This window comes from Glycomyces paridis, assembly GCF_004912155.1.
Classification (GTDB): domain Bacteria; phylum Actinomycetota; class Actinomycetes; order Mycobacteriales; family Micromonosporaceae; genus Glycomyces; species Glycomyces paridis.
This window is the reverse complement of the sequence record NZ_STGX01000003.1, coordinates 105,300-128,365: the sequence shown is the minus strand read 5'-3', so window position 1 is coordinate 128,365 and position 23,066 is coordinate 105,300. Positions and strand designations below refer to the sequence as shown.

At 74.0% G+C, this 23,066-nt stretch carries 14 protein-coding genes and 1 pseudogene; 7 read left to right on the top strand and 8 right to left on the bottom strand.

Going from position 1 to position 23,066, the window contains the following annotated elements:
- Positions 1–5: 5 nt before the first annotated feature.
- From E9998_RS25160 to E9998_RS04735, 7 genes are all read right to left on the bottom strand, one after another.
- A complete protein-coding gene (locus tag E9998_RS25160; protein ID WP_158299694.1) occupies positions 6–3,188 on the bottom strand; it encodes a DUF4132 domain-containing protein in 3,183 nt (1,060 codons plus the stop codon).
- A 132-nt stretch (positions 3,189–3,320) separates the two neighbouring features.
- Positions 3,321–6,662 (bottom strand): DUF4132 domain-containing protein, encoded by a 3,342-nt coding sequence (locus E9998_RS04760; protein WP_136528565.1) that lies wholly within the window; start codon positions 6,660–6,662, stop codon positions 3,321–3,323.
- 72 nt (positions 6,663–6,734) lie between these two features.
- Complete coding sequence (locus E9998_RS04755) at positions 6,735–10,058, bottom strand: DUF4132 domain-containing protein (protein ID WP_136528564.1); 3,324 nt, start codon at positions 10,056–10,058, stop codon at positions 6,735–6,737.
- Between the two features lie 75 nt (positions 10,059–10,133).
- Positions 10,134–13,427 (bottom strand): DUF4132 domain-containing protein, encoded by a 3,294-nt coding sequence (locus E9998_RS04750; protein WP_136528563.1) that lies wholly within the window; start codon positions 13,425–13,427, stop codon positions 10,134–10,136.
- Between the two features lie 128 nt (positions 13,428–13,555).
- Positions 13,556–15,754 (bottom strand): DUF4132 domain-containing protein, encoded by a 2,199-nt coding sequence (locus E9998_RS04745; RefSeq protein WP_136528562.1) that lies wholly within the window; start codon positions 15,752–15,754, stop codon positions 13,556–13,558.
- Between the two features lie 95 nt (positions 15,755–15,849).
- Positions 15,850–16,986 (bottom strand): DUF1648 domain-containing protein, encoded by a 1,137-nt coding sequence (locus E9998_RS04740; RefSeq protein ID WP_136528561.1) that lies wholly within the window; start codon positions 16,984–16,986, stop codon positions 15,850–15,852.
- Complete coding sequence (locus E9998_RS04735; RefSeq protein WP_136528560.1) at positions 16,983–17,390, bottom strand: GntR family transcriptional regulator; 408 nt, start codon at positions 17,388–17,390, stop codon at positions 16,983–16,985. Before E9998_RS04735 ends, E9998_RS04740 begins: the two co-directional genes overlap by 4 nt.
- A gap of 69 nt (positions 17,391–17,459) precedes the next feature.
- Between E9998_RS04735 and E9998_RS04730 the strand changes: the two are divergent.
- The 4 genes and pseudogenes from E9998_RS04730 to E9998_RS04715 form a co-directional block, all read left to right on the top strand.
- Positions 17,460–18,116: pseudogene (locus tag E9998_RS04730) on the top strand (ABC transporter ATP-binding protein); the annotation flags it as partial.
- 53 nt (positions 18,117–18,169) lie between these two features.
- Positions 18,170–18,964, top strand: a complete 795-nt coding sequence (locus E9998_RS04725) for an ABC transporter permease (protein WP_136528558.1) — start codon at positions 18,170–18,172, stop codon at positions 18,962–18,964.
- A gap of 25 nt (positions 18,965–18,989) precedes the next feature.
- Positions 18,990–19,352 (top strand): hypothetical protein, encoded by a 363-nt coding sequence (locus tag E9998_RS04720; RefSeq protein WP_136528557.1) that lies wholly within the window; start codon positions 18,990–18,992, stop codon positions 19,350–19,352.
- Between the two features lie 50 nt (positions 19,353–19,402).
- Positions 19,403–20,146, top strand: coding sequence for a class I SAM-dependent methyltransferase (locus tag E9998_RS04715; protein WP_136528556.1), 744 nt, complete (start codon positions 19,403–19,405; stop codon positions 20,144–20,146).
- Here the strand turns inward: E9998_RS04715 and E9998_RS04710 are convergent.
- Positions 20,134–20,502 (bottom strand): hypothetical protein, encoded by a 369-nt coding sequence (locus tag E9998_RS04710; protein ID WP_136528555.1) that lies wholly within the window; start codon positions 20,500–20,502, stop codon positions 20,134–20,136. The two genes, E9998_RS04715 and E9998_RS04710, sit on opposite strands and share 13 nt — an antisense overlap.
- Before the next feature lie 95 nt (positions 20,503–20,597).
- On the opposite strand from E9998_RS04710, the gene E9998_RS04705 reads away from it, so the two are divergent.
- The 3 genes from E9998_RS04705 to E9998_RS04695 are packed head-to-tail and all read left to right on the top strand — an operon-like array spanning position 20,598 to position 23,049.
- Positions 20,598–21,263: a DUF2306 domain-containing protein gene (locus tag E9998_RS04705; RefSeq protein ID WP_136528554.1), complete on the top strand. Its 666-nt coding sequence runs from the start codon at positions 20,598–20,600 to the stop codon at positions 21,261–21,263.
- A complete protein-coding gene (locus E9998_RS04700; RefSeq protein WP_136528553.1) occupies positions 21,260–22,393 on the top strand; it encodes a sensor histidine kinase in 1,134 nt (377 codons plus the stop codon). Before E9998_RS04705 ends, E9998_RS04700 begins: the two co-directional genes overlap by 4 nt.
- The gene (locus tag E9998_RS04695; RefSeq protein WP_136528552.1) at positions 22,390–23,049 is read left to right on the top strand and encodes a response regulator; all 660 of its coding nucleotides are present in this window, start codon (positions 22,390–22,392) and stop codon (positions 23,047–23,049) included. The genes E9998_RS04700 and E9998_RS04695 overlap by 4 nt, the downstream gene beginning before the upstream one ends.
- The last annotated feature ends 17 nt before the right edge of the window (positions 23,050–23,066 follow it).

Here is a 23,066-nt window from a genome sequence, read left to right as displayed (position 1 = left end):
TCTTTCTAGCTCAGTCGGTTCGGGAGTGCGGCGTCGCGGTCGGCGAGGAGTTCGGCGGCGGTGACGGGGTCGAGGTGGCGGCCGGGCAGGGGGCTGGCGGCGTCGGGGTGGCGGTTGCGGGTGGCGCTGAGGCGCACGTGGTGGACGGTGTGGAGGGCGGTGGTGTCGGGGTCGAAGCCGTTGTCGGGGTGGGGGTCGGCGTCGGCGAGGAGCCAGCCGCCGGGGAGGCGGCGTTCGAGGCGCCAGGCGCGGGTGGTGCCGGCGATGAAGCGGTGGCTCCAGCCGATGCCTTCGGCGAGGGCGGCGTAGGTGGCGGTGGCGCCGTCGAAGCGGGTGAGGCGGCCGGTGGCGAGTTCGTCCTCGGTGAGGGCGTGGGCGGGCTGGTCGAGTTGGCGGAACGGCTGGAGGACTTCATAGTCGCGGAGGATCTCGGTCCAGGCGGCGGTCTCGGCGCCGAGGAGGGCGGGGTGGGCGACGCGGACGGGTCCGTTCGGGGTGAACTCGCGGTCGTGCGCGTCGGCGAAGGCGCCGTCTTCGGCGATGCGGAAGCCTCTGCCGCTGAACCAGACGAGGCGGGCGGCGAAGGGTGCGACGAGGGGGTGGGCGAGGAGGGCGGCGAAGTCGGCGGGGGTCCAGGTGCGGCATTCGTGCATGGCGGCGCGCAGGCGGTGGACCTGTGCTTCGGCGCCGGTCGCGACGGTCTTGACGAGTCGGCGGTAGCGGGCGAGGGAGGCCTTGGCGAGGGCCTGGTCGTCGCGGACGCCGGGTTTGGGGAGGGCCTTGCGGGGCTTGCCGGTCTCGTCGGTGATCGCGGGGGCGAGGAGGTGGTCGAAGCGGACGTGGAAGCGGCGGGGCCCGTAGTCGAAGGCCAGGGCGGCGGGGTCGGTGACGCCGTGGTCGGGGACGAGGCGGTCGGCGTAGGCCTCGGGGTCGAGGCCGCGGGCGGCGGCGAGGCGGTCGGCGAGGACGCGGGCGCGGCGGGAGACGGCGCGGGAGCGGTCGGCGACCGCGATGGCGTGCAGGTGGGTGAAGGCGGTGTCGGTGCCGATGTGGGCGAGCACTTCGATGCCGAGGAGGGCGCGGTCGGCCTGGCTCTTGCCGGGCCAGGCGGCGGTGAGCGGGCCGAGGACGGCGGCGGTGGTCTCGTCGCCGAAGCGGGCGAGCTGGTCGACGGCCCAGGAGTCCTTGCCGGGGGCATCGGCGCGGAGCCACAGTTCGAACAGGGCCAGGGAGAAGTCGCGCAGGGACTCGGGTTCGCAGTGCTCGGCGTGGCGTTCGACGCCGGGAAAGGGGAGGCGCACGGACCACAGGGAGAGGGCGCCGATGAGGTGGCGGACCTGTTCGGGCGGGAGCGCGGCGTCGCCGCCGCGGAGCATGACCGGCGGAAGCATGGTGGGGTCGGCCCAGGGGCCGGGCTTGGGGGGCTGGCCGGAGAGCGGGACGTGCGGGTGGGTGGCGAGGAGGTCGCGGACGCGGGCGACCGCTTCGGGCCCTTGGGGTTCGAGGGCGCGCAGGACGGTGTCGGCGCCGAGTCGGTGGCCGAGGTGGCGCAGGGCGGCGGCGCCGCCGATGCGCTCGATCTTGGTGCCGCCGAGCGCGGGGGGCGCGAGGAGGGGCGCGGCGTGCTCGCCGTGGCGGTCGAGCCAGCGGACGGCGTGGAGGTGCGCGGATTTGAGGCGGGTGAACCAGTCGGCGACGAGGGCCGCGGCGGCGGCGCTGCGGATCGGCACGATGGCGTCGGCGTATTTGGCGTGGGCCTTCATGTCGGCGACGATCGCGTCGGCGGCGGCCTCGCCGCGGTGGGCGAGCCGGGCCCAGAAGCGGTCGCTGACGCCGAGGCCGAGGTCGCCGGGTCCGTCCCAGTGGGTCTCGGGGTGCCAGGCGATGTGCCCGGGTTCGATGGCGAGGGCGCGTTCGTGTTCGCCCGGGGCCCAGACGATCGCGATGTCGGCGGGTGCGGTGAGGCCTTCGAGGGGCGGTGTCGTGGTGCGGGCGGGCCGTTCGGTCCAGGGGGGTGCGGCGAGGTCGGCGGGGAGGCGGGCGGGGCCGGCGACGGGGACGGCGTCGGCGAGGAGTGCCGCGACGGCCGCCTGCTCGTCGGGGTCGAGGCCGGTGAGGACGGCGTCGAGGGGGGCGTCCTGGAGGACGCCGCGGAGGCGGGCGGCGGCGACGGGCGCGAGGTCGGCGCGCGCGGCGGCGCGGGCGAGCCGGGCGGGCGAGCGGGTCGCGGCGGCCTGGAGCCCGGCGAGCGCTTCGGGTGCGGCGGCGCGGTCGACGAGGAGGCGCGCGGCCTCGTCGGTGGGGATCGTCCCGGCGGCCTCGTAGAGGAGGGTCCGCTGCTTGTAGTCGGTGTGGTCCTGGTCGAGGGCGCCGGCGAGGACGGGCAGGGCCGCGCCGCCGAGGTTGAGCAGGAGCGCGGCGACCACGTCGTGGCGGATGTTGACGACCGGGAGGTGGGGCCGGCCGAGGCGCCTGACGTGTCCGGGCTCGGTGGCGATCGACCACAGGAGCGGGCCGAGGGCGTAGTGGCTGACCTGGGTCCGGTGGTCGTCGCAGGCGTCGGCGACCCAGTCGGCCTCGTCGGGCAGGAACAGGGCCGCGGCGAGGCGCTTGACGGGCGTGTCGCGGTGGGCGTCGGCGCGTTCGACGATGCGGCGGTACTCGTCGTCACCGGTCTCGGCGACGACGGAGCGCAGGTGCGCGGGCAGGCCAGCGGGGTCGGCGAACGTGGTCCAGGAGGCGCCGGTGGGCTCGCAGTGGGCGAGGCCGGGCAGGGAGGGTCCGTTCGGGTCGTGGAACCAGCGCAGGCCGTTGGCGTGGCTCTCGATGACGGCGGCGACGGCGAAGGGCGTGCCGTGCTCGGCGGCGAGCGCGTCGAACAGCTCGACGAGGACCGGCCCGGGGTCGGTGCCCTCGTCGGAGGCGCGGCGGCCTTCGGTGTAGCGCAGGAGGTTGCACAGGGCGGCGGCGCCGACGGGGTTCGGTTCGCCGTCGAGGTGCGCGCGGGCGGCCTTGTCGAGGGCGGGGACGGTCTGGGGGTGGTCGAGGATCGCGGCGAACTGTTCGCGGCCGCGGTCGATCCGCTCGGCGGTCCTGGCGGCGGCGCCCGGGTCGATCGCGGCGGGGCGGCGGACCCCGTTGCCGCGCCGAGGGAGCACGAGATCAGTCCACTCAGGAGGGAGTGTCACTCGGTCTTCTTGCGCGGCAACGGGTTCGGTCATTCCATTTCCTTCATGGCGCGGCCTTCAAGGGGCGGGAGGCTTCCCAAGATCATAGAGACGGGGTGCGACAGCGCCGCCCGCTCCCGGCTTCGAACACCCTCAGGAGCGGCCGGTGAGGCGCGTCAGCGTCACGAGGATCTCCGAGGCCGTGAGCGCGTCCACGGCCGGCGGCGGGGTCCGGTCCTCGCGGGCGCCGTACCAGTCGTAGGCCTCGCTGTCGGCGAGGCGCACGCCCACGAAGGTCTGCACCGGGTTCTCCCCCACCATGCCGACCCAGATGCCCGGGTCGAGCGAGAGGGTGACGTACCCGCCGCCCGCCAGCGCGAGGTACACGCCGGGCTCGACGCCGCCGTCCTGGGGCTCGCCGCGCTGCCAGCCGCGCTTGGTGAGGCCCAGGACGCGGCCGACCTCGACTTCGGCGCCTTCGAAGCGGGCGAGGTGCCCGGTGGCCAGCTCGTCCTTGGTGAAGGCCATGACGGGCCGGGTGAGCTGCTCGAAGGGCTGGAGGATCTCGTAGTCGGCGAGGATCTGCGACCAGGCCGCGAGGTCCTCCGCGCTCATGCGGATCGGGTGGGCGAGGCGGATCGTGGCGGACTCGGGAAGGGCCGCTTCGTCTTCGGCCGCGTCGGAGTAGGTGCCGTCCTCGGCGATGCGGAAGTCGACGCGTTCGGCGCCGGTCTCGGCCGTCCACACCAGGCGGCGGGCGAGGTGCTTGACGAGCGGGTGCTCGGCGAAGCAGGTCCGGAACTCCTCCACGGTCCAGGACCGGGCGGCGGTCATGGCGAGCTCGAGGCGGGCGACCTGGTCGGCCGAGGCGGTGCGCAGGTCCTTCTTGAGCTGCGAGAAGCGCTGGTACGCAGCTCCGGCCGACTCGGGGTCGTCCTTGGCGCCGGGCTTGGGCAGGGCCTTGCGGGGCTTCCCGTCCTCGTCGGCGACGAAGGGCTTGAGGTGCTCGTCGAAGCCGACGGTGAAGCGCCGCGGGCCGTAGTCGAGCACGAGCGGGCCGTCCCCGAGCCCGAAGTCGGGCACGAGCCGGTCGGCGAGCTGCTCGCGGCTGAGCCCGAGCTCGGCGGCGATGGCGGTGATCTGGACGCCCGCCTCGACCTTGAGGGCCTTGAACTTCACTTTGTCGGCGATGCCCTGGATGGCGCGCAGCGCCGACTCGGTGCCGATCGCACCGAGCACCCCGAGGCCGGTGACGGCCCGCTTGTGCTGGGCTCTTCCGGGCCAGTCGCGGACCTTGGGGGCGAGGAGGCGCACGGTGTCCTCGTCGGCGAAATGGGCGAGCTGGGTGAGCGCCCAGCCGTCCTTGGCCGGTGCGCCGCAGGCGATCCAGCGCTGGAACAGGGCGCGGCTGAAGCGGGCGAGCGAGGCGCGGTCGCAGGTCTCGGCGACGACGTCGAGGCCCGCGTAGGGGTAGTCGGGGGTCGCCAGCGCCAGCACGGTGATCAAGTGCTTCACCGAGGCGGCCGGGAGGGCGCGTTCGCCGTCGGCGAGGAGGACCTGCGGCAGCAGCGCGGGTTCGGCCCAGGCGCCGGGCCTGGGGACCTTCACGCCGCGCGGTTCGAGGGGGTCGCCGTCGAGGAGGCCGCGGATCGCTTGGGCCGCTTCGGGTCCGTAGGTCTCGGCGGCGGCCGCGACCGCGGGGGCGCCGATGCGCGCGACGGCGACCGAGAGGAGGCCTTCGGCGTTGCGGCGGGCCTTGCGGTCCTCGCCGAGCGCGTCGGGGACGAGCAGGCGGGCGCCTTCGGCGCCGTGCCGGTCGATCCAGGCGAGCGCGGTGGCGCGGGCGGACCTGAGGCGGGCGAACCAGTCGGCGGCGAGGCGCGCGGCGGCGGCGCTGCGGACGGGGACGAGCGCCTCGTGGTGGACGGGGTTGGCGCGCAGGGCGTCCACGAGCCGGTCGGCGGCGGCGTCCTCGAAGCGGGAGAGCACGACCTTGAGGTCGCTCTGCGTGTAGGGCGCGATCTCCCCCTGCCACTTGTCGAGTGCGGTCGCGGCGACCTCGACGGGCGCGTAGGTGAGGGCGATGGCGAGCATCGAGCCGCGGTCGCGGGTGCCGAGGGAGCGGATGCGCTTGTGCCAGTCGTCGACGGTGAGGCGCTTGAAGTAGTCGTACTCGGTCTGAGACCACCGCTCGCGTTCGCCCTCGGCCCAGACGACGCCGGTGCCGTCGGGGGCGGTGAGGCCCGGGACGGTGGCCGTCTTCGCCTTGGGGCGCTTGACGGTCCACGGCGGACTGGTCAGCAGGGCGGGGAGGTCGGCGGCGGGGGCGTCCTTGGCGGCGTTCCGGAGTGCGGCGAGGGCGCCGCGGGCGTCGGCGTCGAGGGCGGCGAGGCGCGCTTCGGGGACGCGGTCGAGGAGCGCGGCGGCCACGGGCCGCAGCTCGGGGTCGATCGCGGGGGCCTTGGCGGCGACGAGTCGCAGGGTGCGGCCGGGGAAACGCGCCGCCAACGCGGCGGCGTACTCGGCGGTGAAGGGTTCGGCGAGGTCGTCGAGGAGGTAGGCGGCGGCCTCGTCGGTGGGGATGAGCGCGACGGCTTCGAGGAGGAGCCGGCGCTGCTCCTCCACGAGGTGGTCGCCGAGCGTGGCGGTGAGGAACGGCAGGGCGCGCGGGCCGAGGTTGGCGAGGACGGCGCCGACGTTCGCGGCGTCGATCCGGTAGGGGCCGAACTTGCGCAGCCCGGCGGCGGTGAGGAGGTCGGGGCGTTCGACGGTGCGCCACAGCAGGTCTTCGTTGAAGTACTCGTCGTGCGGCGCGGACTCGGCGCAGACCTCCTCGGCCCAGGCCGCCTGTTCGGGGAACAGGATCGTGGCGATGAGGCGGCGGGTCGGGTCGGTCCGCAAAGCCCCGACTCCGGCGACCGCGGCGGCGTACTCGTCCTCGGGTGCGGCGGCGAGGAGGCCGCGGAGTGCGGCGATGCCGCTGTCGAGTTCGTAGGAGAGCGAGCCGAGGTGCGTGAGCGGGGACGGGGCGATCGTGCATTCGGCGACGGTCGTATGGCGCCGGTTCCAGTGGTAGCGGCCGGTCGGCGAGTTCGTGGAGAGGCGGACCAGGGCGGCCTCGGCGGCGAACGCGACGCCGTGGGCGGTGACCCAATGGTCGAGTTCGGGTCGCAGCAGCGAGGGGCTCTTGCGCTTGTCGCTGTACGACAGGAGGACCGCGATCACTCCGGCGCCGAACGCGTCGGGTTCGTCGCCGTCCACGATGCTCGCGAGGTGGCGCAGCCCGGCGGCCGCGTAGTCGGCGTTGTCGGGGGACGCGAGCGCGGTCCGGATCTCCTCCTGGTGCCACTTGGTGAGGCCGCGCACGACCTTCGCCGCCTCGGGGTCGATCGCGACGGGCTCCCCGGCCCGCAGGCCGCGGCGCGGCAGCAGGGAGGACTCCCACGGTGCGGGGAGTTCGAGCTGGTCTTCTTGGGCGGCAAGGGATTCAGTCATGGTCTGCTTTCTGGTGACCGGGGGCGTCGCGACCGAGCATAAGGGCTGGTCACCACGCCCCCGAGGGACGGGTCAGGCGCCGGTGAGGCGGGCGAGCGCGGTGAGCGCCTCGGAGACGGCCACGGGGTCGAGGCGTTCGGGGCGGCGGTGGTCGCGGTCGAGGGCGGGGCCGGGTTCGTGCCGGTAGTACTCGCCGTGGTCGAGGTGGACGCCGCGGACGGTCTGCTCGGGGAACTCGCCGGGGTACCCGGCGTAGATGCCGGGTTCGACGGCGACGGTGACGAAGCGGCCCTCCGCGAGCGCAAAGGCGACGCCGGGGCACATGCCGCCGTCTTCGGGGGCCGCTCGGGTCCAGCCCTTGCGGGTCATGCCGATGAGGCGGCCGACGTCGACAGTGGCCCCTTCGAATCGGGCGAGGTGCCCGGTGTCGAGCTCTTCCTCGGTGAGGGCCATGACGGGCCGGGCGAGCTGGTCGAACGGCTGGAGGATCTCGTAGTCGGCGAGGAGACTCGCCCAGGAGTCGACGGCCTCGGCGCCCAGGAGCACCGGGTGCGCGATCCGGACGGCGGCGTCGTCGGGGAGGTCGAAGGCGTCGTCTTCGAGGTCAGAGAGCGTGAGGTCCTCGGCGATGCGGAAGCCCGTGCCGTCGGCGAGCCAGACGAGGCGTCGCGCGAGGTGCCCGGTGAGGGCGTGCTCGACGAAGAAGCGCCGGAACTCGGCCGGGGTCCAGGTGCGGCCGCGGATCATGGCGGTCTCCAGGCGCGCGACCTGTTCGGCGGCGACCGCTTTGAGCTCCTTCTTCAAGGCGGCGAAGCGCTTGTAGGCGTCCTCGGCGAGTTCGGGGTCGTCGTTGGCGCCGGGTCTGGGGAGGGCCTTGCGGGGTTTGCCCGCGTCGTCCACGACGAAGGGCTTGAGGTGCTCGTCGAAGGCGACGGTGAACGTGCGCGGCCCGTAGTCGAGGTCCACGGTCTCGCCGAGGCCGAACTCCGGGACGAGGCGGTCGGCGAGCTGGTCGCGGTCGAGGCCGAGCCCGGCCGCGATGGCCTCGATCTGGACGGAGGCCTCGTGTTTGAGCGCGGCGAAGCGGACCTTGTCGGCGATGCCCTGGATGGCGCGGAGGGCCTCCTCGGTGCCGATGGCGCCGAGCACGCCGAGACCCGCGACGGCCCGCTTGTGCTGGCTCTGGCCGGGCCATTCGCGCACGCGCGCGGCGAGTGTCCACACGGTCTCGTCCTCGGCGAAGTGGGCGAGCTGGGTGAGCGCCCAGGCGTCCTTCGGCGGGGCGCCGACCGCGAGCCACTGCTCGAAGACGGCCCGGCTGAAGCGGGCGAGGGAGGCGCGGTCGCAGGTCTCGGCGACCACGGCGATCCCCGGGTAGGGGTGCTCGGGGGTGGCGAGGGCGAGGACGGTGAGGAGGTGCGGGATCGAGGCGGCGGGGAGGGCGCGCTCGCCCCCTTTGAGGAGCACCTGCGGGAACATCGGCGGCGCGGCCCAGGCGCCGGGTTTGGGGACCTTGACGCCGCGCGGCTCCAGCGGGTCGCCGCCTACGAGGCCGTGCAGGGCGGTCGCTGCTTCGGCGGGCGCGGCGGCGATGACGGCGTCGGCGCCGAGGCGCCGCGCGAGGTGGGCCAGTGCGCTTTCGGCTGCCTTGCGGGCTTTCGGTTCGGGGCCGAACGCGTCGGGCACGAGGTGCGGAACGGCGGCGAGGCCGTGGTGGTCGAGCCAGGCGGCGCCGTCGGCGAAGGTGGCCTTGCTGCGCGTGAGGCGTTCGGCGGCGAAGCGGGCGGCCTCGGTGTCGAGGACGGGCATGAGCACCGAGGTGCCGCAGTAGCCGCGCGCCCGGTGCGCGGCGGGGACGCCGATCTCGCCGAAGCGGGCCATGATCGTCTGGGCCTCGCCGTATCCGGGTCGGAGCTCCTTCTCGACCCAGGTCGCGACCATTTTCTCCGCCAGGTCGAGCGGGCCGAAGGCGACCAGGGCGCCGAGTCGCGCGTCATGGTCGGTGAACCGCAGCTGCTCGGCGTACTCGTGCCAGAACGACACGAGTTCCGCTCGGTCGTCGGCGAGTACCGCGTCCGCTTCGGCGAGCAGGCGTTCGCGTTCGCCTTCGGGCCAGACGAGGCGGGTTCCGGCGGGCGGTTCGAGCCCGGCGATGACGAGCGGTTTCGCCTTGGGGCGCTTGCGGGTCCACGGCGGCGCGGTCAGGAGCGGGGGCAGGTCGGCGGGGTCGGCCTCGGGGACGCCCGCGGTGGCGGCGGTCAACCGGTCGAGTGCGTCGCGTTCGGGCCCGGTGAGCTGCGCGGCGGCACCGGCGTCGATCCTCGCGGCGAGGGCGGCGAGCCGGCCGCGGCCGCGCGTGTCGGCGTTCTCGGCGGCACCGGCGACGGCGCGGAGCATCGCGACCGGCGCCCGCGCCGCGCTTTCGGCGGCGGCGTCGAAGGCGAAGGGCCGGTCGAGGGCGTCGACGAGGAACGCGGCGGCGGCCGCGGTGGGTATGAGCGCGACGGCTTTGAACAGCGTCTTCGTGGTGTCGCGGCCGAATCGGCTGCCGGGGCCGAGGGTCCGGGCGAGGACGGGCACGGCGTCGGCGCCGACGGCGTGCACCAGGGCCGCCGCCCGCTCGGCGTCGGCGTGGTAGTGGTGGAGTTCCTCGATGCCCATGGCCGCCAGGTGCTCCGGGGTGCTCGCCGAGTGCAGCAGGAGGCGGTCGACGTTGCCGTAGTAGAGCTGGTCGCGGTATTCGGCGCCCGCCTCGGCGACCCAGTCCTCTTGTTCGGGGAAGTAGAAGGCCGCGCCGAGGCGGTGCTCGGGGGTGCCGCGGTGCTCCGCCGCGGCGGCCACGGCCGCCGCGTAGTCCTCTTCGGAAGCGGCGGCGAGGAGGGCGCGCAGTTCGGCGGCGGTGCCGCTGTCCAGGTCGTCGACGAGCGGGCGGGCCGCGTACCTCGCGGCGGGCTGGAGCACGAAGTGCCCCAGCCGGGACCGGCCGTAGCCGGCTCCGGCGTTCGTCTCGACGGCGCCGCGCTCGATGCACGCGCGCACCGCCCACGCCAGGCCGTGGGTCTGGACCCAGGCGTGGAGTTCGGTGCGGGTCCACCAGTTCGGTTCCCGCACGCCGCTGTACCGCAGGAAGGTCCCGGTCGCGGCGGCGCCCTTCGCGTCGGGCTCGCCCGCGAGGTAGGCCCGGACGGCGTTCGTGTGGCGGCGGTTCTTGCGCATGTCGAGGATTCGTCCGAGGAGGTCGTCTCCCTCTTCGATCGCCTGGCGCAGCGCCTCGGGGGCCTCGGGGTCGAGGGCGACCTCGGGTGCGGGGCCCCGGCCACGGCGCGGCAGGGTTCGCGCGGCCCATGTGGGCGGCAGTTCGATTGCGGCCGTAGGTGTCACGTGGTTCAAGGTCATGTGCTTCTCTCCAGCGGCCGGGGTTGCCGCTCCGAGGATAGGTCCTCGGTACGACAACCCCGGTCGTTCAGGCGGTCAGGAGGTGCCGGTGAGGCGGGCGAGGGAGCCGAGGATCTCGGCGGCGGTGACCGCGTCGATCTTCGAGGCGCACGCGGGGACCGGGTGCTGGTCGTCGCGCCACCAGTAGTCCTCGCGGTCGGTGATGCGCACCGACTGCACGGTCTGCTCGGGCGTCTCGCCGATCGCGCCGACCCAGATGCCCGGTTCGAGCCCGACGGTGACGAAGCCGCCGCCGGGGAGCCGGAAGCCGATCCCGGGTTCGACCCCTGCGTCCTCCGGGGAGGCGCGGTGCCAGCCGCGCTTGGACATCCCGAGGACGCGGCCGACCTCCACTTTGGCGCCCACGAAGCGCTGGAGGCGGCCCGTGGCGAGCTCGTCCTCCGTGAAGGCCATCGTGGAGCGTGTGAGCTGGTCGAACGGCTGGAGGATCTCGTAGTCGGCGAGGACCTCGGCCCAGGCGTCGACGGCCTTGGGCTCCAGGTGGACCGGGTGGGCGATGCGCACCACGGCGCCTTCGGGGAGCTCGACCTCCTCGTCCTCGACGTCGCTGAAGGTGCCGTCCTCGGCGATGCGGAACCCGAAGCGCGCGCCGTCGGCCTCGGCGAGCCACACGAGGCGGCGCGCGAGCTGCGCGGTCAGGGCGTGGTCGACGAAGTACCGCCGGAACTCCTCGACGGTCCAGGACCGGGCCGCGACCATCGCCGACTCAAGGCGCCCGACCTGGTCGGCGGCGACGGTCCGCAGCTCCTTCTTCAACGCGGCGAAGCGCTTGTAGGCGGCGTCGGCCAGGTCGGGGTCGTCCTTCGCGCCGGGCTTGGGCAGGACCTTGCGGGGCTTGCCCGCGTCGTCCACCACGAAGGGCTTGAGGTGCTCGTCGAAGGCCACGGTGAACGAGCGGGGCCCGTAGTCGAGGCGCAGGGTCGCGGCCTCCCCGAGGCCGAAGTCCGGGACGAGCCGGTCGGCGAGCTGCTCGCGGCTGAGCCCGAGCCCCGCGGCGATCACGGTGATCTGGCGTCCCGCCTCCTCCTTGAGGGCCTTGAACTTCACCTTCTCGGCGATGCCCTGGATGGCGCGCAGGGCCTCCTCGGTGCCGATGGCGCCGAGCACGCCCAGGCCCACGACGGCGCGCCGGTGCTGGCTCTCGCCGGGCCATTCGCGGATGAGCGGCGCGAGCGCCCACACCGTCTCGTCCTCGGCGAAGTGCGCGAGCTGGGTAAGCGCCCACGCGTCCTTCGGCGGGGAGCCGACGGCGAGCCACTGGTCGAACAGGGCCCGGCTGAAGCGGGTGAGGGAGGCGCGGTCGCAGGTCTCGGCGACGACGTCGAGGCCCGCGTACGGGTAGTCGGGGGTCGCCAGGGCCAGGACCGTGATGAGGTGCTTGATCGAGGCGGCCGGGAGGGCCCGCTCGCCGCCTTTGAGGAGGACCTGCGGGAACATCACCGGAGAGGTCCACGGGCCGGGCTTGGGGAGCGTGGCCCCGCGCGGCTCCAGCGGGTCGCCGCCGACGATCGCGGCGACGGCTTCGGCCGCTTCGCTCCCGTACGACTCGGCCGCGGCGGTCACGGCCTCGGGGCCGTGGTGGACGGCGAGGTGGGCCAGCGCGGTCTCGGCGTACCGGCGCCGCGCCTTGTCGGTGCCGAGGGCGTCGGGGACGAGGTAGGGGACGGTGTCGAGGCCGTGGCGCGCGAACCATTCGACGGCGCTGGGGCGGGCGGATTTGAGCCGGGCGAGACGTTCGGCGCTGAGGCGCGCGGCGGTGAGGTTGAGGATCGGTCCGGGGAGGACGCGCACGGTCGGGTCCTTCAGGGCCGCGCCGAGGACGCGGTCGGCGACGCGTTCGCCGAAGCGGGCGAGGATGCGCTGCTCGACGGTGTCCCAGTAGGAGCTGGTGAGGCCGGGCCAGTCGGCGAGGTGGGGTTCGGCCTTCTCGACGGGGGCGTAGGCGAGGTAGTGGGCGGTGTAGGAGCCGGAGCGCTTCTCGCCTTCGCGTTCGAAGGCCTCGATCCAGTAGTTCGGGTCGTAGTGGGACTCGACGGCGTCCCATGCTTCGCGTTCGCCTTCGGCCCAGCGCACGTGCGTGTCGGCGGGCGGCGCGAGGCCGTCGATGACGACGGCTTTGGTCTTGGGGCGCTTGACGGTCCACGGGGGCGCGACGAGGAGGTCGGGGAGGTCGGCGGCGTCGGCCTCGGGGTGGCGGGCGTTGTCGGCGAGGAGTTCTTCGACCGCTTCGCGCTCTTCGGCCGTGAGGTGTTCGCGCGCTTCGGTGTCGAGGAGCGCGGTGACGGCGACGATACGGGCCTTGAGTTCCGCGGAGGCGGTGGGGGCCAGGGTGATCGCGGTGCGGAGGGCGCGGACGGGGAACCGGCCGGCGGCCTCGGCGGCGTGTTCGAACACGTGGGGCTTGTCGACCTGGCCGAGGAGGTACGTCATGGCCTCGTCGGCGGGGAGCATGGCGATGGCCTTGAGGACGAGTTTGCGGGTCGTGGAGCCGACGCCGGAGGCGGGGTCGGCGGTGGCGGTGAGGAACGGGAGGGCGGCGGCGCCGAGGCCGTCGAGGAGTGCGGCGAGGGCCTTGGCGTCGGTGTAGTAGTCGCTGAGGACGGTGACGCCCGCGGCGGTGAGCTGGCCGGCGTCGTTCACCGAGTGGTAGAGGACCTCGTCGACGAGGGACGGCGACTGCTGGGCGGCGTACTCGGCGCAGACCTCGTCGGTCCATGCGGTCTCGTCGGGGAGGAGGGCGGTGGCGATGAGGCGCTTCTCGGGGGTGTCGCGGTGCTCGGCGACGGCGGCGACGACGGCCGCGTACTCGTCGTCGGGGAGCTCGGCGAGGAGGGACCTGACGGTGGCGACGCCGCCGCGGCCGAGTTCTTGGACGAGCCCGTAGGGGTAGCCGTTGCCGTAGACCTGGATGTTCCGCTCGTCCGCGGCCCCGCCCGAGATGCCGTGGGAGTTGACGGCGCACAGCGGGAGGCGCTCGACGGCGGCGGCCACGGCGAACGCGAGGCCGTACTGCTGGACCCAGAAGTCGAAGTCGGGGCGCAGCCACGTGTCGTTGCGCCTGCTGTTCTGGTCGAGCATGAGCGTGGCGACGGCCGCGGCCCCGAGCGCGTCGGCCTCGCCGTCGAGGAAGGCGTTCCCGGCGTCGGCGTAGGCCTCGTTCTCCGGCCGCGCGAGCGCGGTGCGCAGCTTGTCGAGCCGTGCGGCGATCTTCTGGCGGCGCCGGTTCGAGGCCTCGGGCTCCAGCACCCCGGCCTTCCCGGTCCGCTTCCCGCGGCGGGGCAGCAGGCGGCCCTTCCAAGCGGCAGGCATTTCAAGTCGATCCTCTTGGGGCGCAACGTGTTCAGACATACGTATCCTTCAGGGGCGCGGTGACCCGGTGCGCGACTCGCGTCCGGTACGGCGCCGAGAATAGGCGCCGGGTACGACATCGCGTCGGTTCAGCGAAGCCCGACGAGCCGGTCGAGCGAGGCGAGGGCTTCGGAGGCGGCGACGGGATCGATGTCGAAGCCGCGTCCGCCGGTCTCGCCGGAGCGTTCGGCGAGCCGCACCGAGCGGAGCGTCTGCGGCGGCCCGGCACCGCCGGCGCCGATCGGGAGCCCGGGGTCGAGTTCGACGACCAGGGAGCCGCCTTTGGGGAACGCGTACTTCAGGTCGCGCTGGGCCCCGTTGTCCAGCGGGACGCCGCGGACCCAACCGCGCGAGGTGAGCCCGAGCAGGTGCCCGGCTTCGACGGTGAGCCCTTCGTAGCGGGCGATGCGGCCGGTGTCCGACTCCTCCTCGGTGAAGGCGAAGACCGGTCGCTGGATCTGCGGGAACGGTTGCAGCAGTTCGTAGTCCGCGAGGACGCGAGCCCAGTCCTCGCGCTGCCGGGCGCTGAGGCGCACCGGGTGGGCGAGACCGACCACATCGCCCTCGCCGAGTTCCACGACGGACTCGTCCACGTCGCTCAGGGTGCCGTCCTCGGCGATGCGGAACGCCACGGCGCCTTCGGGCGTCTCGGCGATCCAGACCAGGCGGGCGCCGAGGACGCGGAGCAGCGGGTGGCCGAGCACCGACCGCCCGAACTCCTCACGGGTCCAGACCCGGCCGCCGACCATCGCGCCCTCGAACCGCCGCAGCGCGTCCGCGGCGACGGTACGCAACTCCTTCTTGAGCGCGGCGAAACGCTGATACGCGGCGGGCGCGAGATCGGGGTCGTCCTTGGCGCCGGGCCTGGGGAGGCTCTTGCGCGGCTTGCCGTCCTCGTCGCGCACCTCGGGCTTGAGCTGCGCGTCGAGTACGACGTGGAAGCGCCGCGGCCCGTAGTCGAGGACGAGGGGCCCGGCGAGTCCGAAGTCCGGCAGGAGGCGGTCGGCGAGCTGGTCGGCGTCGAGGCCGAGCCGGTAGGCGATCCGCTTGACGTGATGTCCCGCTTCGGCTTTCAGGGCGCGGAACTTCACCTTCTCGGCGATGTCCTGGAGCGCCCGCAGCGCGTTCTCGGTGCCGATCCGCGCGAGCACGCCCAGACCGGTGACCGCCCGGTGGTGCCGGCTCTGACCCGGCCACACGCGGATGAGCGGCGCGAGCGCGGCGACGGTCGCGTCGTCCCCGAACTCCCCGAGTCCCGTCAGCGTCCACTCGTCGGATTTCGGGGACCCGCCTTTGAGCCACTGCTCGAACAGCGCCCAGCCGAAGTCGCGCAACGACGACCGGTCGAAGGCCTCGGCGACCGCCTCGATCGCCACCGGCGCCTCGGGACCGCGAATCGCCAGCACCGTCACCAGGTGCCCGACCGCACCGGCCGGGAGCGCGACCTCGCTCCCGCGCAGGCGGACCTGCGGCAGCGCGGCGAGGTCGAGCCAGGGTCCCGGACGCGGGATCCTGTCGGGCTCGATCATGTCGGGGTCCGCGTCGAGCAGCAGCCCGATCGCCCGCGCCGCTTCGCCGCCGGACTCCGTGACTGCAGACTCTGCGACGGCGGCGAGCACGGCGTCCCGCCCGTGCGCCGCGGTGATCCGAAGGATCGCGCGCTCGGCGGGTATCCGCGTCGACTTGTTCCGGCCCAAAGCATCCGGGACCAGGTACGCCACCGCGTCGACCCCGTTCCGATCGAGCCAGGCCGCGCCGTGCCCGCGAACGGCCTTGAGGTTCGTGAACCAATGCGCGGCCAGCCGCGCCGCCTCCTGCGACACGATCGGCAGGAGCAGGTCGCCGAACCGCAGGTCCCGCCGCAGCGACCCGGTGATCTTCGCGCCGCCCGCGTCGCCGAACCGCACCAGCACCGCCTGAAGGCGGGCCCGCATCCGAGCCGCGTCCCGGTCGACGGCCCCGCCGTCCCACTCCTCGAACAGCGGCGCCGCCAACTCCTCCGGCGCATACGCGACCGCCTCGGCTACGGCCCTGCCGTCCCAACGCTGCACCGCCGCGACCTGAACGGCCCATGCCGCCGGCGTCCCGCCGGGATCGAACCGCGCGCTCTCCGCTGCGAACCGCTCCCGCTCCCCCGGCGCCCACACCACGCGGGTCTTCGCATCGACCGCGACGTCGAGGCACACGACCTCACGCGGCACCCGCTCCCCGACCCATGGAGGAGCGACCAGCAGCCGCGGCAGCAGTTCGACAGGGGCTTCGGGCAGCGGCTCAGTCTGATCCTTCACACCGGCAACACTAGGACCGGGCTGCTCGGCATCGGTCGCAGCCTGTTTCGGGCCGTCTTCGGTTCGGCGGCGCTCCCGCCCGGTCGGGGCGGCGTCTAGGCGCCGCTGATGCCGAGGGCTTCGAGGGCCGTGATCGCCAAGGCGGACAGGATGATCGCGGCGAGGATCAGGCCGGTGATCCTGCCTGCCGGGCTGCCGAGGTTGACGGTCCACTGTGATCCGCCGACGCGCTGGTGGACGAGGAACGCGGGGTCGTCGGGGTTGATGTAGACGAAGCCGCCGAGGTGCCAGTGGCGGTCGTCGTCGCGCTGGACCATGCCGGTGTCCTCGTCGGCCTCGCCGGGCAGTGCCGGAAGGCGGTGGCCGCCGGCGCCCACGCGCAGCTCGAAGCGGATCGCGGCTGCGGCCGCGAGCAGGAGCGGGGCGACGATCGCGGCGGTCACGGGTATCGAGGGCGGCACGAGCTCCCACAACCGCAGGGCGATCCCGGCGAGGGTCAGGTTGACGCAGGCGGCGACGGCGAAGCCGAGGTTCGCGAGCGACCGCAGGTACTCGCGGTAGCGCCGCGCGGTCGCTTCGGGCCGGGCCGCGTCGAGGTCGGGCCGGGCGCGCACGATCGCGGCGAGGGCGAGCGCGGTGACGAGGAGGACCGCGGCCTGGCCGAGGGCCGGGTTCGCGGCGGTCCAGAACCCGGTCGGGACGCGTTCGCCTCCGGCGAGGTCGAGGCCGCCCAGTCCCGGCAGCGTGTCGGGCAGCGACCCGGCCCGGTCGAGCCCGACGACGGCCGTGGCGGCGAGGACCGCCGCCGCGGGCACCAGCCTCGGCCAGGGGACGCGCACGGGGTCGGTGCGGAACGACAGGTCGGCGGTGACGGCCTGGCGCGTCCCGGAGTACCAGCCGCCGTCGCGTTTGGCCTTGCGGATCGCGCCGCCCGCGAGGAGGTACGCGCCGGTGTCGGCGGCGATGAGCGCGACCGTCGCTGCGGCGACGGCGGCTTCGGCATTCATGAAGAGCGCCAACGGCATCGCCAGGACAGCGGCGGCCACGCCGAGGACGAGGACCCTGCGGGCGTAGGTGCGGCGGGCCTCGGCGACGACGGGCTCGTCGGCGCGGTCGGCGGGCACGGCGGTCCCGAACGGCAGGGTCGGACGGGCCAGCGCGGGCAGGGCCCGCCAGACGGCGGTGACCGCGGCGATGGTGGTCAGGAGCAGGGTCAGGGCGGTGAGGTTCACGGTGCCTTCCGTTCGGCGGCTTCGGGGGTGAAGGAGTCGAGGACGTCGCCCGAGCGGCGCAGGACCTCGTCGCCGGTGAGGCCGTGGGCGACGGCTTCGGCGAGGAGGGTGCGGAGGCGTTCCTGCCAGGCGTCGGCGATGCCGGGTTCGGGCGGGCCGGAGGAGGGGTCGCGGCGGACGACGGCGCCGCTCTTGCGGTTGACGCGGATGAAGCCCTCGCGTCGCAGCAGGTCGTAGGCCTTGTTGACGGTGTGGAAGTTGACGGCGAGGTCGGCGCCGAGCTGGCGGGTGGAGGGCAGCGGGGTCTCGGCGGGGAGGTCGCCGGTGGCGATGGCCGTGACGATCTGGTCCCGGATCTGCTGGTAGATCGGGGTCTCGCTGTCCACGTCGAGCGTCAGTCGCATCCCTGAACCCTATCTGATATACATGAGCTATAACAGATAGAAGAGCTGGATTCACGGAAGGGAACACCAGTGAGCCTCCCCCACCGCCTCGAATGCCGGGGCCTCGCCAAGCGCTTCGGCCCGGTCGACGCCGTCACCGACCTCTCCTTCGACGTCGAGCCCGGCCGCGTCACCGGTTTCCTGGGCCCCAACGGCTCCGGCAAGACCACCACCCTGCGGATGCTGCTCGGCCTCGTCCGGCCCGACGCGGGCACCGCGCTCATCGGCGGCCGCGCCTACCGCGACCTCGCCGAACCGGCCCGCACCGTCGGTGCCGCCTTGGAGGACACCGGCTTCCACCCCGCCCGCACCGGCCGCGACCACCTGCGCGTCTACGCGGCGATGATCGGCTGCCCCGACGACCGCGTCGAGGCCGTCCTCGAACTGACCGGCATCGCCGACGCCGCGCACCGCCGCACCGACGGCTACTCGACCGGGATGCGCCGGCGCCTCAACCTCGCCACCGCGCTCCTCGGCGACCCGCCGGTCCTCGTCCTGGACGAGCCGACCAACGGCCTCGACCCCGAGGGCATCGCCTGGCTGCGCCGCCTCCTGCGCGGCCTCGCCGCCGAGAGCCGCACGGTCCTCGTCGCCAGCCACGTCCTGTCCGAGGCCGAACGCCTGGTGGACGACGTCCTGGTGATGCACCACGGCAAGCTCGTCGCCGCCGGCACGCTCGCCGCGATCACCGGTGGCGACACCCTCGAACACGCCTTCCTGCAACGCATCGGAGCCCTCGCGTGAACCGCCTCGTCCGCGCCGAACTGCGCCGCCTCACCTCGACCCCGCTGTGGCGGTGGGGCCCTGCCGCGGCGGTCCTGTCCGGCGGCGCCCTCACCGCGCTGTGCGTGCTCGTCGGCCCCGAGCGCTTCGACCCGCCCATGCCCGGCGTCGCCACCGAGGCCGGAACCCGCCTGGTGCTCAGCCTCATCGGCATGACGGTCCTGGTCCCGGCCCTGTTCGGGGCGCTGGCGGTGACCTCGGAGTACCGGCACCGCACGATCGCGCACACGTTCCTGTTCGAGCCGCGGCGCCACCGGGTCCTCGGCGCCAAACTCGCGGCGTACACGATCGCCGGGGCCGTGTACGGCCTGATCACGGCGGCGGCGGGCGCGGGGGCGCTCTACGGCGCCGCGGCGGCCAAGGGCGTCGCCGTCGGCGCCGACCCGGTGACGGTCGCGCAGGTCCTCGCGGGTCTGGCTGCGGCGCAGGCGGTCTACGCGGTGATCGGCGTCGGCCTCGGTGCGCTGATCCAGAACCAGACGGCGACGCTCCTGGTCCTCGGCGCCTACCTCTACATGGTCGAGCACGCCCTGGCGATCGTCCCGGGCTTCAACCTCGCCTACCCGCTCCTGCCCGGCGGCGCGACCGCCGCGCTCACCGAGGCGAGCCTCATGAGCGAAGCGGCCGTGGAGGTCACCGGCGCCGCCGCACCGCTCCTGCCGCCGCTGCTCGGCGCGGCCGTGCTGCTCGCCTACGCCCTGCTCGCCTCTGCTGCGGCGGTGCTCGCCCCCATGCGACGCGACGTCGTCTGAGCAACCTCGTTCGAAGGAGAAAACGATGGCACAAGTCCAGTCCACCGCAACCCACCTCGTCGTCACGCTCACCGGGGCGAGGCGCGCCTTCGGCCGCTGGCGGCCGCTGTCGTTCCCGTGGACGCAGGTCACCGGGGTGCGCGTCGACCCCGAGGCGGCCCGCCGCTTCCCGGGCGCGCGCTGGGGCGTCGCCTCGAACATCCCCGGCGTCATCAACCTGGGTTCCTTCCGCCGCAACGGAAGCCGGGACTTCTGGGACGTGGCCGACCCGACCCGCGCCGTCGTGGTCGAGCTGCGGGACGCGAAGTACGACCGCCTCCTCCTCGAAGTGGACGACCCGCAGGCGACCGCGGCCGCGATCCGGCCCCGCCTCGCCCGGGAGCGCTAGCCGCCGCAATTCGGTCGACAACACCGAATCCGTGCGGCCATGCTGGGCGGATGACCACCAGCGACATCTGGACCGCCGAGACCGCTCGGCGCTACGACACACCCGGCGAAGGCATGTTCGCGCCGGAGGTGCTCGGTCCGACCGTGAAGCGCCTGGCCGCCCTCGCCGAGGGCGGCCGGGCCCTCGAATTCGCGATCGGGACAGGGCGCGTGGCCGTGCCGCTCGCAGCGAGCGGCACGGCGGTCGCGGGCATCGAGTACTCCCCCGCGATGATCGAACAGCTCCGCACCAAAGTGGACGAAGCGACGATTCCGGTCGTCCACGGCGACATGGCGACCGCGACCGCCCCCGGCGAGTTCAGCCTCGTCTACCTCGTGTTCAACACCGTCTCGAATCTCCTCACGCAGGACGAGCAGGTCGAGTGCTTCCGCAACGCCGCGAGGCACCTCGCCCCCGGCGGCCGGTTCGTCATCGAGCTGTGGGTGCCCGAGCTGCGCTCGCTCCCGCCGGGTAAGGACGCGACGGTCGGGGTCGTGGAGCCTGGCTACATCCTGCTCGACACGTACGACCCGCTCACGCAACTCCTGACCTCGTACCACTTCACGTTCGACGAGACCCGCGACGCCCGCCTCGGCCGCAGCAACCACCGCTACATCTGGCCGTCCGAACTCGACCTCATGGCCCGCCTCGCCGGGTTCACGCTCGAATCGCGCCACGCGGACTGGGAGGGCGCCGAGTTCACGGCCGAGTCGCGCTCGCACGTCTCGGTCTACCGCCTCGGTCAGGAGGTGTAGCGGCCCTCCTGCATCGTCTTGGGCCACTTGCCGTGCCGCGCGCGGTAGGCGTCCTCGACCTCCTGGGCGACCTCCTCGCCGGCGCGGAGGCGGACGAGGAGCGGCACCAGCCAGTCCAGTTCCGCCGCGTCGAACTCCGTCGCGAACCTCGGGTTCAACCCGGTCTGCGGCCCGTCGAGCACGCGGCTGAGCCACACCTGACCACCCGCGTTCGCGGCGTGCGGGCCGATCGAGAACGAGAGGACCGAATCCGCGCCGTCGAAGTGCACGGCCACCTCGACGGGGTGCGGGTACGGCCCGGGGGCCGTGCGCGCGACGACGACGAAGTCGAGGATCTCGCGCTGCTGCTGTGCCATCCGGCCATTCGATCATGCGCGGGAGCACCGCCGCGGGCCGCGGGTTCGGCCACATGGCCGAAGCGACCGGGCCGCCGCGCCGCGACGATTGCCTTATGGACACTCCTCGACGCCCCCGCCGCGAATGGCCCATCGCCGCCGGGCTCATCCTCCTCGCCCTCGTCCCCTCCATCGCGGGCACGTTCCGGATCGGCGAGATCGCCTCCGGCGCAACGCAGACGGCCGAGAACGCCCGCTTCATGGAGGTGCCGCTGCCCGTCGTCCTCCACATCGTCGGCGCCCTGGTCTACGCCCTCGTCGGCGCCTTCCAGTTCCTGCCGGGCCTGCGGCGGCGCCACGTCCGCTGGCACCGCTTCGCCGGCCGGTACCTGCTCGTCCCGGCCGGGCTCACCGTCGCCGCGAGCGGCCTGTGGATGACCGCGTTCTACGACACGCCCGCCATCGCCGACGGCCCGGTAGCCGTCTCCCGCTACGTCGTCGGCACCCTCATGCTCGCCTTCATCCTCCTCGGCGTCGCCGCGATCGCCCGCCGCGACTACTTCGCCCACGGCTCGTGGATGATGCGCGCCTACGCGCTCGCGATGGGCGCCGGGACCCAGGCGTTCACCGCGGGCGTGTCGATGGCCTTCCTCGGCGAGCCCACCGCCTTCGAACACGCCCTCCAGCTCGACGCCGGGTGGCTCATCAACGCGCTCGTGGCCGAATGGGTGATCGCCCGCCGTCGCGCGCGCACCCGCCGACCTGCGACGATCGCGGTATGAACGCCGTGCACGCCCTCCTCGCGCGTCCCCGCGCGGCGGGCGCCCGGGGGCCCCGGGTCCGGGACGTCGCGGTCGTCGCCGCCCTCGCCGCCGTCGCCACCGCCGAGGGCGCGCTGCGCCCCGACCTCGACTGGCCGCGGGTCACCACGCTCGTGACCGTCGCGATCCTGCCGGTGCTCCTGTGGCGCCGCTCCCGCCCGCTCCCCGTCGTCGCCGCGATGACCGCCGCCACCTTCGCGTTCGCGCTCGCCCAGGCGCTCTCGGGCATCGACCCCGACGCCCTGGTCACCACGTTCGCGTTCCTCACGGTCCCGTACGCGCTCTTCCGATGGGGCTCGGGCCGCGACCAGGCGGTCGGCGCCGCCGTGATCGCGGCGGGCCTGGCGGCCACCAGCTGGCTCGGCCGCGACCCCGTCGCCGACCTCATCGCCGGGATCGTGTTCATGGGCGGCGCCTGCCTCATCGGCGAGCTGCGCCGCGAACGCGTCGAGGCCCGCGCCCGCCACCTCGACGCCGTCCGCGCCCGCGAACGGGAGGCGCTCGCCCGCGACCTGCACGACACCGTCGCCCATCACGTCTCGGTCATCGTGATCCGCGCCCAGGTCGCCGCCTCGGACCCGAACGACGCCGCGCGAGTCACCGAATCGCTCGACGTCATCGAACGCGAGGCGCAGGCCGTGCTCGCCGACATGCGCTCGCTCGTGCGGGCTCTGCGCGCGCCCGCCGACTACGCCCCCAGCCCCGGCCTGGCCGAGCTCGCCCGCCTCGCCGAGGCCGGGCCGCCGCCCGTACGCGTGCGGATCGACGCGCCCAACCTGCCGGGCATCGTGGCCTCCACGCTGTTCCGCATCGCCCAGGAGGGCGTCACCAACGCGCGCAAGCACGCCGGCGCCGCCACCCGCATCGACGTGACGGTCGCGACGGACGAGGACACCGTGCGCCTCACCGTCCACGACGACGGCGCCCCCGCACGGCCCCCCTCGGGCGACGGCCACGGCCTGCAAGGCATGTCCGAACGCGCGGCGCTGCTGGGCGGCGAGGTGGCGGCCGGACCGGACCCGGGCGGCGGCTGGACGCTTCGCGCGGCACTTCCCCTGGTCGAGGCCGTGGCCGAGAAGGGCCCCAGATGATTCGCGTGATCGTCGCCGACGACCAGGAACCGGTGCGCACCGGCCTGCGGCTGCTCCTGGAGACGCTCCCGGACGTCGAGGTCGTCGGCGAGGCCGCCGACGGCCTGGCCGCGGTACGCCTCGCGCGGCTCGTGCGGCCCGACGTGGCCCTGCTCGACATCCGCATGCCGGGCCTCGACGGCATCGAGGCCACCGCGATGCTCGCGGGCGAACGCGTCGCCGACCCGATCGCGGTCGTCGTCATCACCACGTTCGACCTGGACGAATACGTGCACGGCGCGCTCCGCGCGGGAGCGAAGGGCTTCCTGCTCAAGGACGCCGGGCCGCATCTCATCGGCGAGGCCGTGCGCGCGGCCGCGAACGGCGACGCGCTCATCTCGCCGCAGATCACCGTGCGCCTCCTCGGCGAGTTCGCGCGCCCCGCCAAGCGAGTCCGGCAGCCGACGAGCCCGCTGACCGACCGTGAAGAGGACGTCCTCGCCCTCCTCGCCACCGGCCTCACCAACACCGAGATCGGCGAGCGGCTCTTCCTCTCCCTCGGCACCGTCAAGACCCACATCGCCGGGATCTTGACGAAGCTCGGCCTGCGCAACCGCGTCGAGGCCGCGATCTGGGCCCACGAATCCGGTCGCGCGCAAGGAGACCGCCCGCACTGAGGGCCCGCCTCGGGTGG